We start from the raw sequence: 12,043 nt of genomic DNA, 5'->3' as shown, positions 1-12,043 counted from the left end.
GTCAGGTGCCCCTCCCCGAATCGGGGAGGCCGGGTTGCTCCTTCGTAACGAGGGACGTGTACCTCTGTTGCAGGTGTTGCGTGGCTGGTTACGTTGCCTGCGTAAGGCCTGAGAACTTCCCTTTGACTCGCACCGGGGCCCCGGCTCCGGTGATGGTCGCGGACCCGACCGATGGCGGTCGTATATATAACGCACAAGGAACGGGCGGGATGGGTGACCATCCCGCCCGTTCTGTGTGAGATATCGCCTTCAGTCGGGTGTTGGGTGGTGGGCGGGGCGGTTGGATGGGAGAAGGTTGTTCGGTGACGCGCGCAGACCTGGACAAGCAGCCGCACGAGGTCGCCGAGATGTTCGACGGCGTGGCCGAGCGGTACGACCTGACCAACACGGTCCTCTCCTTCGGGCAGGACCGGGGCTGGCGGCGGGCCACGCGGGCGGCGCTGGGCCTGCGGCCGGGCGAGCGGGTTCTCGACGTGGGCGCCGGCACGGGCGTCTCGACCGACGAACTGGGCCGGTCGGGCGCGTTCGCGGTGGGCGCCGACCTGTCGACCGGCATGCTGCTGGCCGGGCGCCGGGCTCGTCCCCGGGTGCCGCTGGTCGCCGGCGACGCGCTGAAGCTGCCGTTCGCCGACGAGACCTTCGACGCGGTCACGATCTCCTTCGCGCTGCGTAACGTCGTCGACGTCGAGGGTGCGCTGCGTGAGCTCGCCCGGGTCACCCGGCCCGGCGGACGACTGGTGGTCTGCGAGTTCAGCCACCCGACGTACGCGCCCTTCCGCACTGTCTACATGCAATACCTGATGCGCTCGCTGCCGGTGGTGGCGCGCAACGTGTCGAGCAACCCCGACGCGTACGTCTATCTCGCGGAATCCATCCGGGCCTGGCCCGACCAGGAGGGGCTGGCCGCGCTGATCGCCGGGGCGGGCCCGTGGAGCCGGGTCGGCTGGCGGAATCTGACCGGCGGCGTCGTGGCGCTGCACCGCGCGACCAAGGCGTAGCACCACCCGCTCCTCGTTTCCCAAGGTGGGATAAAAACGCCTTTAAGCCCCTGCCCGGATATTTCCTGCTGTGCTCGGTTGATGACGACCTTCGGGCATCTCGAGGACACCGACATCGACATCGCGATCGACGAGAGCGAAGCCGGCGAACGTCGTGGCATGGAGTTGGCCGCCCGCCTGCGGATGGTGGCCGCGCAAGACCCTGACCTGGCACAGGACCTGGTCGACGGGTTGATCGTCGCGCTGGAGAAGGCGCTCGGCGGAAACCTGCGGGATTACCTGGAGCCGGAAGGCGGCCGGGTACTTGCGGACACTGCGTCACCCATCGGAAACAGTTAGGGTTGCCTTACCGGAACGACCTTCGATGGCCGTCTTAGACTCCGACTTGGCGCGCTTGTGAACTGTTTCACGAGCCGCTGCGAGACGGAGGTGTGGTGTGCGCAACCAAGTACCATCCGGGCCTGTCGCCGACGAGGCTGATGTCATCGTTGTCGGGGCCGGCCCGGGCGGCTCAGCGGCTGCCTATCACCTGGCTCGGCACGGCGTGCGGGTCCTGCTGCTGGAAAAGACCGAGTTCCCGCGCGAGAAGGTCTGTGGCGACGGGTTGACCCCGCGTGCCGTGCGCCAGCTCGTGCGCATGGGCGTCGACACGTCCGAGAAGGCCGGCTGGCTGCAGAACAAGGGCCTGCGAGTGATCGGCGGCGGCGTCCGTCTCGAGCTCGACTGGCCCGACCTCGCCAGTTTCCCCAACTACGGCCTCGTGCGCACCCGCCTCGACTTCGACGACATGCTCGCCAAGCGGGCCGTCGAGGCCGGCGCGATCCTGCGCACCAGCGTCAACGTGACCGGTCCGGTGCTCGATGAGGGCGGTCACGCGATCGGCGTGCAGGCCAAGGTCGGCCCGGGTAAGGAGCCGGTCGAGTTCCGCGCCCCGCTGGTGATCGCGGCCGACGGCGTCTCGGGCAAGCTCCCGATCGCGATGGGCCTGACGAAGCGCGACGACCGCCCCCTGGGCGTGGCCGTCCGGCGCTACTACCACTCGCCGGTCCGCGCCGACGACGACTACCTCGAGTCGTGGCTCGAGCTGCGCAGCGCGCAAGACCGCAACCGCCTGCTCCCCGGCTACGGCTGGATCTTCGGCATGGGCGACGGCCGGGTGAACGTGGGCCTCGGCATCCTCAACTCGTCGAGCGCCTTCGGCAAGACCAACTACCGCTCGATGCTCACCGACTGGCTGGCCGGCACGCCCGCCGACTGGGGCATGCGCGACGAGTCCAACGCGGTCGGCCCGATCCTCGGCGCCGCCCTGCCGATGGGCTTCAACCGGGTACCGCACTACACGCGCGGTCTGATGCTGGTCGGCGACTCGGGCGGCATGGTCAACCCGATGAACGGCGAGGGCATCGCCTACGCGATGGAGAGCGGTGAGCTGGCGGCCGAGGTCGCCGTTCAGGCGCTCGCGCGGCCCGCCGGGGCCGATCGTGAACGCGCTCTCCGGGCCTACCCGGCGGAGCTAAGTCTTCGATTCGGCGGTTACTACCGCCTCGGCGGTGTTTTCGTAAAGCTGATCGGCAATCCGCAGATCATGCGGATGGCCACCAAACATGGCATGCCGCATCCGACGCTGATGCGGTTCGTTCTGAAAATGCTGGCCAACCTCACCGACCCGCGTGGCGGTGACGCCATGGACCGTGTCATCAACGGCCTGACCAAGGTCGCCCCCGCCGTCTGAGCACCCCGCGCGCGGCTTAGCCAAATCGGACGAATAGTGTGAAACGGGTATTAGCTGAGCAGGAGAGAACATGACGATCAACCCATACGTCCCCATCGTCGGGTTATTGATCCTCGGCGCGCTCTTCGCGTTGTTCTCGGTGTCGATCGCGCCCATCGTCGGCCCGCATCGCTACAACCGTGCCAAACTCGAGGCGTACGAATGTGGCATCGAGCCGGCGCCGCAGCCGGTCGGCGGCGGGCGCTTCCCGGTGAAGTTCTACCTGACCGCGATGCTCTTCATCATCTTCGACATCGAGACCATCTTCCTTTACCCGTGGGCCGTCTCCTTCGGAGCGCTGGGCATCTTCGGGTTCGTCGAGATGGTCCTTTTCATCGTCACTGTCTTCATCGCCTACACCTACGTGTGGCGCCGCGGCGGATTGAACTGGGACTAACCCCGTTCCATTGGTCTTCAATCAAAGGGACACAGCTCCATGGGTATCGAAGAGAAGCTGCCGGCCGGGATCCTGCTCACCTCGGTCGAGAAAGTGTCGAACTGGGCGCGTAAGTCCTCGTTCTGGGGTGCCACGTTCGGCCTGGCCTGCTGCGCCATCGAGATGATGGCCGCCGGCGGCCCGCACTACGACCTCGGCCGCTGGGGCATGGAGGTCTTCCGGGCCTCGCCTCGCCAGGCCGACCTGATGATCGTCGCCGGCCGGGTCAGCCAGAAGATGGCACCGGTCGTGCGCCAGATCTACGATCAGATGCCCGAGCCGCGCTCGGTGATCTCGATGGGCGTGTGCGCCTCGTCCGGCGGCATGTTCAACAACTACGCCATCGTGCAGGGCGTGGACCACATCGTCCCGGTCGACATCTACCTGCCCGGCTGCCCGCCGCGGCCCGAGATGCTGATCGACGCGATCCTCAAGATGCGCGAGAAGGTCATGGCCGCCCCGCTCGGCCCGAACGGCAAGAAGATGCTCGAGGCCCGCCGGGCCGAGGGCAAGCTGCCGATCGTCGCGCCGGGCGCGATGCCCTCGTCGTACCGGGCCGACAAGACCCGGCGTGCGGAGTGGACCCAGGCGGTCAAGGAAGGCCGCGAGGAGCAGCTCCGCATCGAGAACTGGATGAAGCTCCAGCCGCACCTCCGGGAGGGCCAGTGAGGGAGCTTGCGACCTCACCATCAGGCTCAGGGAGCCTGCCTAATCGTTCACGCATCTCTGGACAGGGAGCGGCTAAGTGACGATCGAACCGAACAACCCCACCGGCGGTGTGCCGGTCAGCGCCGACCCGGTCGGGGCCGACATCGACGCACCCGCCCAGACGCCGTCCAGCCCACGGAAGGGCATGTTCGGCATCACCGGCAGCGGCGACGTCTCCGGCTTCGGCGGCCTGGTGCGCCGCCACCCCGAGGTCGTCGGCACGCCCAAGCCGTACGGCGGGTACTTCGACGAGGTCACCGACGCGCTCGAGGAGGCGTACCCCGGCTTCGCCGACGCCATCGAGAAGGTGGTCGTCGACCGGGGTGAGCTCACCCTGCACATCAAGGCCGAGCGGATCGCCGAGGTCGCGCAGATCATGCGGGACGACGAATCGCTGCGCTTCGAGCTGTGCTCGTCGGTGTCCGGTGTGGACTACCTGAACAGCGACGCGCGCCGCCTGCACGTGGCCTACCACCTGACCTCGATGACCTACCGTCGCCGCGTCCGGCTCGAGGTGGCCGTCCCGGTCGGTGGCTTCGTCCCCAGCGTGACCAGCGTCTACCCGACCGCTGACTGGCAGGAGCGGGAGACGTACGACATGTTCGGGGTGGTCTTCGCGGGCCACCCGAACCTCACGCGGGTGCTCATGCCGGACGACTGGGAGGGTCACCCGCAGCGCAAGGACTACCCGCTCGGCGGCGTGCCCGTCGAGTACAAGGGCGCCGAGATTCCGCCTCCTGACCAGCGGAGGGTCTACCAATGACACAGTCCGGATATGCCAGCGAGCGAGAGACCACCGAGGGCCGCGTCTTCACGGTCACCGGCGGCGACTGGGACACCGTCACGGGCAGTGTCGACCCGCTGAGCAACGAGAAGATCGTCGTCAACATGGGTCCGCAGCACCCGTCGACGCACGGCGTGCTGCGGCTGGTGCTCGAGCTCGAGGGTGAGACGGTCACCGACGTACGTCCCGTCGTCGGCTACCTGCACACCGGCATCGAGAAGAACCTCGAATACCGCAACTGGACCCAGGGCACGACCTTCGTGACCCGCGCCGACTATCTGGCCCCGCTGTTCAACGAGGCCGGTTACTGCCTCGCGGTCGAGAAGCTGCTCGGCATCACCGACCAGATCACCGAGCGGGCGAACACGATCCGCGTGCTCTTCATGGAGCTGAACCGGATCTCGTCGCACCTGGTGTGGCTCGCCACCACCGGCATGGAACTCGGCGCCATCTCGATGATGCTGTACGGCTTCCGCGAGCGCGAGTACATCCTGGACATCTTCGAGGAGACCACCGGCCTGCGAATGAACCATGCGTACTTCCGCCCCGGCGGGGTCGCGCAGGACATCCCCGAGTCGGCGATCAAGAAGATCCGCGATTTTCTGGTCTACCTTCCCAAGAAGCTCAAGGAATACGAGGACATGCTCTCCGGCCAGGTCATCTGGCAGGAGCGCACGCAGGGTGTCGCGGTCCTCGACGTCACCGGCTGCCTCGCGCTGGGCATCACCGGTCCGGTGCTGCGCTCGGCCGGGCTGGCCTGGGACCTGCGCAAGACGATGCCCTACTGCGGGTACGAGACGTACGAGTTCGACGTCCCGACCGCGACGACGGCCGACGTCTGGGGTCGTTACCAGGTGCGGCTCGCCGAGATCCGCGAGTCACTCAAGATCGTAGAGCAGGCGCTCGACCGTCTCCGGCCGGGACCGATCTTCGTGGCCGACAAAAAGATCGCCTGGCCTGCGCAATTGGCCGTCGGCCTCGACGGCATGGGCAACTCCCTCGAACACGTGGCCAAGATCATGGGCCAGTCGATGGAGTCCCTGATCCACCACTTCAAGCTCGTCACCGAGGGCTTCCGGGTGCCGCCGGGCCAGGTGTACGTCTCGATCGAGCACCCGCGCGGTGAGCTGGGTGTGCACGCCGTCTCGGACGGCGGCACGCATCCCTACCGGGTCCACATGCGGGACCCGAGCTTCGTGAACCTACAGGCCATCCCCGCGATGGCCGAGGGCGCCCTGCTGGCCGACGTGATCGCCGGCGGCGCAAGTCTGGACCCCGTGATGGGTGGGTGTGACCGCTGATGACCGTGGACTTTTCCCCGTCCGCTTCCCCCTTGGCCGAACGGCTTCTGCCCGCGGCCCTCGAGATCATCGCCCGCTACCCGGAGGGTCGCAGCCGTTCCGCGCTGCTGCCTCTGCTGCACCTCGTGCAGACCGAGGAGGGGCACGTCAGCCCGAACGGCGTGGCCTTCTGCGCCGAGGTGCTGGGCATCAACAAGGCCCAGGTCGGCGCGGTCGCCACCTTCTACACGATGTACAAGCGCCGCCCGACCGGCGAATACCTGGTCAGCGTCTGCACCAACACGCTGTGCAACGTGCTCGGCGGCCAAGAGGTCTACGACGAACTCGTCGAGCACCTCGGCGTCGGGCACGACGAGACCACGGCCGACGGCCGCATCACGCTGGAGCACGCCGAGTGCCTGGCCGCCTGCGACTACGCGCCGGTGGTGACGGTCAACTACGACTTCGCCATCGACGAGGCCACCCCCTCGTCGGCCCGCGAGCTGGTCGACCAGCTGCGCGACGGGCAGCGGCCGACGCTCAGCCGCGGTGCGCGCATCTGCTCGCTCAAGGAGATGCAGGTGCAGCTGGCCGGCTTCTCCGACCCGCGCGCCGGTGCGGTGGCCGACGGTCAGGCCGGGGCGCCCACGCTGCGCGGCGTGAACCTGGCCCAGCAGCACGGCATCGCGGTGCCGAACTTCAACCCGGACGCGCCGATCACGAAGACCAAACCGGCGCGCGAGGAGAAGACGAAGCCGGTGAGCGCCGCCGAGGTCGCCGGCGTCGCGTCCAACAAGCCTGCCGCCGACGGTAAGCCAGCCGGGGACAGCGTCGGTAACGAGGTGAAGAAGTGACCCAGCCAGGGCGTGAGGTTCTCCAGAAGCTGACCCCGGTGCTCACCAAGCGCTGGCTGTCGCCGGACGCCTGGAAGATCGGTGTCTACGAGCGGCTCGACGGCTACGCCGCTCTCCGCAAGGCCCTCGACGTGCACCCGGACGACCTGATCCAGCTCATCAAGGACTCGGGTCTGCGCGGCCGCGGCGGCGCGGGCTTCCCGACCGGTCTCAAGTGGGGCTTCATCCCGCAGGGCGACGGCAAGCCGCACTACCTCGTGATCAACGCGGACGAGGGCGAGCCCGGCACCTGCAAGGACCTGCCCCTGATGACCTACGACCCGCACTCGCTGGTCGAAGGGGCGATCATCGCGGCCTACGCGATCCGGGCGGACCGGGCCTTCATCTACATCCGCGGCGAGGCCGTGCACGCCGCTCGCCGGCTGCGCAACGCCGTCGACGAGGCGCGGGCCAAGGGCTACCTCGGCCGCAACATCCTGGGTTCGGGCTTCAACCTCGAACTGGTCGTGCACAGTGGCGCCGGCGCCTACATCTGCGGCGAGGAGACAGCGCTGCTCGACTCGCTCGAAGGGTTCCGCGGCCAGCCAAGGCTGCGCCCGCCCTTCCCGGCGATCGCGGGCCTCTACGCCAGCCCGACGGTGGTCAACAACGTCGGCACCATCGCCAGCGTGCCCTACATCGTGCTCGGCGGCGCCGACTGGTGGAAGAGCATGGGTACGGAGAAGTCGTCCGGCCCGATGATCTATTCGCTCTCGGGTCGCATCGCCAACCCCGGTCAGTACGAATGTGGCCTCGGCATCACGCTGCGGGAGCTGATCGAGCTCGCCGGCGGCATGAAGCCCGGCCACAACCTGAAGTTCTGGACGCCCGGTGGGTCGTCGACGCCGCTGCTCACGGCCGAGCACATCGACACGGCGATGGACTTCGAGGGCGTGGCCGCGGCCGGCTCGATCCTGGGCACCACGGCGATGCAGATCTTCAGCGACCAGGACTGCCCGGTCTACGCGACGTGGCGGTGGCTGGAGTTCTACCACCACGAGTCGTGCGGCAAATGCACGCCGTGCCGCGAGGGCAACTACTGGATGGTGCGCACCTATCGCCGCATTCTCAGCGGCGAGGGGACGTACGCCGATCTGGACACGCTGCAGGACACCGCCGACAACATCTTCGGCCGGTCGTTCTGCGGTCTCGGCGACGGCGCCGCGACCCCGGTGATGTCCACGCTCAAGTTCTTCCGCCAGGACTACCTGGACTACATCGAGGGCCGCACCGCGCCGCGTCTGTCGGCCAAGGCCCTGGTTGGAGCTCACTGATGACGGACGTCGCCAAGCAAACCAACACCGTCTCTCTCACGATCGACGGCATCCCGGTCACCGCCGAGAAGGGTGAGCTGGTCATCCGGGTCGCCGAGCGGATGGGTATCGCGATCCCGCGGTTCTGCGACCACCCGCTGCTGGCCCCGGCCGGCGCCTGCCGTCAGTGCCTGGTCGACGTGGAGGGCCAGCGCAAGCCGGTCGCCTCGTGCACCCAGACGGTGGCCGAGGGCATGGTCGTGCGCACGCAGCTCACCTCCGAGGTGGCCGCGAAGGCGCAGGGCGGCGTGATGGAGCTGCTGCTCGCCAACCACCCGCTCGACTGCCCGACCTGCGACAAGGGCGGCGAATGCCCCCTGCAGAACCAGGCGATGACCAACGGGCGGGCCGACTCGCGGTTCCACGAGAAGAAGCGCGAGTACGAGAAGCCGATCCACATCTCCAGCCAGGTGCTGCTCGACCGTGAGCGGTGCATCCTGTGCCAGCGCTGCACCCGGTTCTCCGAGGAGATCGCCGGCGACAAGTTCATCGACCTGATGGACCGCTCGTCCGGCGAGCAGATCAACGTCTACCGCGACGACTTCTTCGGCGGCCGCGGCACCGGCGACGGCCAGGTCGGCGAGGGCGAGGGCGACATCGCCTTCAACTCGTACTTCTCCGGCAACACCATCCAGATCTGCCCCGTGGGCGCGCTGACCGGCGAGCAGTACCGGTTCCGCGCCCGCCCGTTCGACCTGGTGTCGACGCCGACCGCCTGCGAGCACTGCGCGGCCGGCTGCTCGATGCGCGCCGACCACCGCCGCGGCAAGGTGCTGCGCCGGCTGGCCGGTGACGACCCGGCGGTGAACGAGGAGTGGAACTGTGACAAGGGCCGCTGGGGCTTCCAGTACCAGGTGGCCGACGACCGCATCATGACGCCGCTGCTGCGCGACGCCGCGACCGGTGAGTTCCGTGAGGCGTCCTGGAGCGAGGCCCTGCTGGCGGCGGCCGAAGGGCTCACCGCGGCGAAGAGCGCGGGCGTCGGGGTGCTGGCCGGTGGACGCCTCACGGTCGAGGACGCGTACGCGTACGCGAAGTTCGCCCGCGTCGCCCTCGACACCAACGACGTCGACTTCCGGGCCCGTCCGCTCAGCGCCGAGGAGGCCGACTTCCTCGCCTCCTCGGTCGCCGGGGTCGCCGACGTCACGTACGACGACGTCGAGAACGCGCCGGCCGCGGTGATCGTCGGGCTGGAGCCCGAGGAGGAGTGCCCGATCCTGTTCCTGCGGCTGCGCAAGGCGCACGTCGGCCGGAAAATTCAGGTCACGGCGGTCGCCCCGTTCCTGTCGCGCGGCTTCGAGAAGCTCGGTGCGGCCCTGGTCGCGGCGGTTCCCGGCGACGAGGCCCGGCTGCTCGCCGGTGACCCGGCCATCGCCGCCACGCTGTCCACACCCGGCGCCCTGCTGATCGTCGGCGAGCGTCTGGCCACCGTGCCGGGCGGCCTGTCGGCGGCGGCCGAGCTCGCGGCCCGCACGGGCGCCCGCCTCGCGTGGGTGCCTCGCCGGGCCGGCGACCGCGGCGCGATCGACGCCGGTTGCCTGCCGAACCTGCTGCCCGGCGGCCGTCCGGTCGGCGACCCGGCGGCCCGTGCCGAGATCTCGCTGGCCTGGAACGTCGAGGCGGGCGCGCTGCCCAGCCGTCCGGGCCGCGACACCGACGCGATCGTCGCGGCGGCCGCCGCCGGTCAGCTCGGCGGCCTGCTGGTCGCCGGCGTCGACCCGGGCGACCTGGCCGACCCGCGGCTGGCCGACCAGGCGCTCGACAGTGCCGGGTTCGTGGTCAGCCTCGAGATCCGGCACAGCGCGGTCACCCGCCGCGCCGACGTGGTGCTCCCGGTCGCCCCGGCGGCCGAGAAGTCCGGCACCTACCTCGACTGGGAGGGCCGGCTGCGCTCCTTCGGCACGGTGCTGCCGAGCACGGCGATGACCGACGGCCGAGTGCTCGAGGCGATCGCCGCGCTCATGGACGTCCCATCCAGCCACCCCGCCACCACCCAGAACAGGACTAAAGGCATCTCCCTCGGTACGGGCGACGTCATGGCCATCCGCCGCGAGCTGGGCGCGATGCCGCCCAGCAAGGCGCCCCGCCCGGCGGCGCCCGCGGTTGCGGCATCGGCGCTTCCCGAAGCCGGCCAGCACGAGGCTGTGCTGGCCACCTGGCACCACCTGATCGACCTGGGCTCGATGCTCGAGGGCGACAAGGTGCTGGCCGGGACGGCCCGTCCGCCGGTCGCGCGGATCGGTAAGGACCTGGCCGAGGCACTCGGCGTGGCCGACGGCGACGCGGTCACGGTCGGCACCGACCGCGGCGCGATCACGTTGCCGGCCGCCGTCACCGACTTGCCGCCACGCGTGGTGTGGCTGCCCACCAACTCGCCCGGCTCGACCATTCGTCGCAGCCTCGGCGTCACCGCGGGTGCTGTCGTCCGGCTCTCCGCGTCCGCCTCTTCGGGAGCGACCTCATGAACGACCTGATTCTCGCGGCCCACGCCGTGGATCCGACCTTGGAGACGTTCGAGAACGACATCTGGTGGATCTCGCTGATCAAGCTGTTCGGCGTCTTCATCCTGCTGCTTCTGCTGACGCTCTTCACGATCGTCTACGAGCGCAAGGTCGTCGCCCGGATGGCGGTGCGGCCCGGCCCCAACCAGGTCGGGCCCTGGGGCTGGCTGCAAAGCCTCACCGACGGCGTGAAGCTGCCGTTCAAGGAAGAGATCATCCCGAAGACCGCCGACAAGGTGGTCTATTTCATCGCCCCGGTGATCTCGGCGACGGTGGCGTTCACCGCCTTCTCGGTGATCCCGTTCGGCGGCGTGGTGAACATGTTCGGCCACCAGACGGCCCTGCAGCTCACCGACGTGCCGGTCTCGGTGCTGGTGCTGCTGGCCTGCTCGTCGATGGCCGTCTACGGCGTCGTGCTCGCCGGCTGGGCGTCCGGTTCGACCTATCCGCTGCTGGGGGGCCTGCGTTCCAGTGCGCAGATGATCTCGTACGAGGTCGCGATGGGTCTGTCGATCGTGGCGGTCTTCATGACGGCCGGCTCGATGAGCACCTCGCAGATCGTGGCCGCGCAGGCGCACGGCAACCCGGTCAACATCTTCGGCTGGGAGGTGACGACCCCGAGCTGGTACGCCGTTCTGCTGCTGCCCAGCTTCGTCATCTACTGCATCGCGGCCGTCGGCGAGACCAACCGCGCCCCGTTCGACCTGCCCGAGGCCGAGTCCGAGCTGGTCGGCGGCTTCCACACCGAATACTCGTCGTTCAAGTTCGCGCTGTTCTTCCTGGCCGAGTACATCAACATGATCACCGTCTCGGCCTTCGCCACCACGCTGTTCCTCGGCGGCTGGCGGGCCCCGTGGCCGATCACGACGATCTGGGAAGGCGCGAACGCCGGCTACTTCGGGCTGATCTGGTTCTTCCTGAAGGTGTTCCTGCTGCTCTTCGGCTTCATCTGGCTGCGGGCCACGCTGCCCCGCATGCGCTACGACCAGTTCATGCGCTTCGGCTGGAAGGTCCTCATCCCGGTCAACCTGGTGTGGATCCTCTTCCTGAGCTACGTGAAGATCGCCAACAACGAGCTCTCGCAGCAGGCCAAGTGGTTCTCGATCGTCGGCATCGTCGTCGTGATCCTGCTGATCGCCATGCTCTGGCCGGCCGCGCGCAAGCCACGTCAGATCTCCATCGAGGAGGAGCTGGCCGCGAGACCGCCGGGCAGTTTCCCGGTGCCACCGATGGATCTCCAGGTACCCCCCAGTCCGCGGGCCCGCCGCGCGGTGGCCGAACGGGCCCCCGCGACGGTCGGCGGCGACCCCTCGCGCGCTCCCGAAGACCGGGCCGCTCCCGAAGACAAGGAGGTGTGAC

11 protein-coding genes are annotated in these 12,043 nt (G+C 68.7%); all 11 read left to right on the top strand.

Features of this window, described 5'->3' with window-relative positions; translation table 11 throughout:
• The first annotated feature begins 302 nt into the window (after positions 1-302).
• The 11 genes from EER30_RS10630 to nuoH all read left to right on the top strand — a co-directional run bounded on the left by EER30_RS10630 (position 303) and on the right by nuoH (position 12,042).
• Positions 303-998: a demethylmenaquinone methyltransferase gene (locus EER30_RS10630; RefSeq protein WP_255436558.1), complete on the top strand. Its 696-nt coding sequence runs from the start codon at positions 303-305 to the stop codon at positions 996-998.
• An 81-nt stretch (positions 999-1,079) separates the two neighbouring features.
• A complete protein-coding gene (locus EER30_RS10625; RefSeq protein WP_127500147.1) occupies positions 1,080-1,337 on the top strand; it encodes a hypothetical protein in 258 nt (85 codons plus the stop codon).
• A 97-nt stretch (positions 1,338-1,434) separates the two neighbouring features.
• A complete protein-coding gene (locus EER30_RS10620) occupies positions 1,435-2,730 on the top strand; it encodes a geranylgeranyl reductase family protein (RefSeq protein ID WP_127500146.1) in 1,296 nt (431 codons plus the stop codon).
• A gap of 70 nt (positions 2,731-2,800) precedes the next feature.
• Positions 2,801-3,166, top strand: a complete 366-nt coding sequence (locus tag EER30_RS10615) for an NADH-quinone oxidoreductase subunit A (protein ID WP_205650157.1) — start codon at positions 2,801-2,803, stop codon at positions 3,164-3,166.
• Positions 3,167-3,205: 39 nt separating this feature from the next.
• The gene (locus tag EER30_RS10610; protein ID WP_127500145.1) at positions 3,206-3,874 is read left to right on the top strand and encodes a NuoB/complex I 20 kDa subunit family protein; all 669 of its coding nucleotides are present in this window, start codon (positions 3,206-3,208) and stop codon (positions 3,872-3,874) included.
• Between the two features lie 76 nt (positions 3,875-3,950).
• Positions 3,951-4,676, top strand: coding sequence for an NADH-quinone oxidoreductase subunit C (locus tag EER30_RS10605; RefSeq protein ID WP_127500144.1), 726 nt, complete (start codon positions 3,951-3,953; stop codon positions 4,674-4,676).
• Positions 4,673-5,998: an NADH-quinone oxidoreductase subunit D gene (locus EER30_RS10600; RefSeq protein WP_127500143.1), complete on the top strand. Its 1,326-nt coding sequence runs from the start codon at positions 4,673-4,675 to the stop codon at positions 5,996-5,998. The genes EER30_RS10605 and EER30_RS10600 overlap by 4 nt, the downstream gene beginning before the upstream one ends.
• The gene (gene nuoE / locus EER30_RS10595; RefSeq protein ID WP_127500142.1) at positions 5,998-6,831 is read left to right on the top strand and encodes an NADH-quinone oxidoreductase subunit NuoE; all 834 of its coding nucleotides are present in this window, start codon (positions 5,998-6,000) and stop codon (positions 6,829-6,831) included. The genes EER30_RS10600 and nuoE overlap by 1 nt, the downstream gene beginning before the upstream one ends.
• Complete coding sequence (gene nuoF, locus EER30_RS10590) at positions 6,828-8,144, top strand: NADH-quinone oxidoreductase subunit NuoF (protein WP_127500141.1); 1,317 nt, start codon at positions 6,828-6,830, stop codon at positions 8,142-8,144. Before nuoE ends, nuoF begins: the two co-directional genes overlap by 4 nt.
• Complete coding sequence (locus tag EER30_RS10585; RefSeq protein WP_127500140.1) at positions 8,144-10,648, top strand: NADH-quinone oxidoreductase subunit G; 2,505 nt, start codon at positions 8,144-8,146, stop codon at positions 10,646-10,648. Before nuoF ends, EER30_RS10585 begins: the two co-directional genes overlap by 1 nt.
• A complete protein-coding gene (gene nuoH / locus EER30_RS10580) occupies positions 10,645-12,042 on the top strand; it encodes an NADH-quinone oxidoreductase subunit NuoH (RefSeq protein WP_127500139.1) in 1,398 nt (465 codons plus the stop codon). Before EER30_RS10585 ends, nuoH begins: the two co-directional genes overlap by 4 nt.
• Position 12,043 lies beyond the last annotated feature (1 nt).

It is taken from the genome of Actinoplanes solisilvae (genome assembly GCF_003999975.1).
Taxonomy (GTDB): domain Bacteria; phylum Actinomycetota; class Actinomycetes; order Mycobacteriales; family Micromonosporaceae; genus Actinoplanes; species Actinoplanes solisilvae.
Note: the sequence above shows the minus strand (reverse complement) of the source record. Positions and strands in the feature narration are given on the sequence as shown.

What these genes read in the sequence shown, in the direction of transcription:
- nuoH (WP_127500139.1), top strand. Translation starts at nt 10,645, where the DNA reads ATGAACGACCTGATTCTCGCGGCCCACGCCGTGGATCCGACCTTGGAG.
- EER30_RS10600 (WP_127500143.1), top strand. Translation starts at nt 4,673, where the DNA reads ATGACACAGTCCGGATATGCCAGCGAGCGAGAGACCACCGAGGGCCGC.
- nuoE (WP_127500142.1), top strand. Translation starts at nt 5,998, where the DNA reads ATGACCGTGGACTTTTCCCCGTCCGCTTCCCCCTTGGCCGAACGGCTT.
- EER30_RS10625 (WP_127500147.1), top strand. Translation starts at nt 1,080, where the DNA reads ATGACGACCTTCGGGCATCTCGAGGACACCGACATCGACATCGCGATC.
- EER30_RS10610 (WP_127500145.1), top strand. Translation starts at nt 3,206, where the DNA reads ATGGGTATCGAAGAGAAGCTGCCGGCCGGGATCCTGCTCACCTCGGTC.
- EER30_RS10585 (WP_127500140.1), top strand. Translation starts at nt 8,144, where the DNA reads ATGACGGACGTCGCCAAGCAAACCAACACCGTCTCTCTCACGATCGAC.
- EER30_RS10615 (WP_205650157.1), top strand. Translation starts at nt 2,801, where the DNA reads ATGACGATCAACCCATACGTCCCCATCGTCGGGTTATTGATCCTCGGC.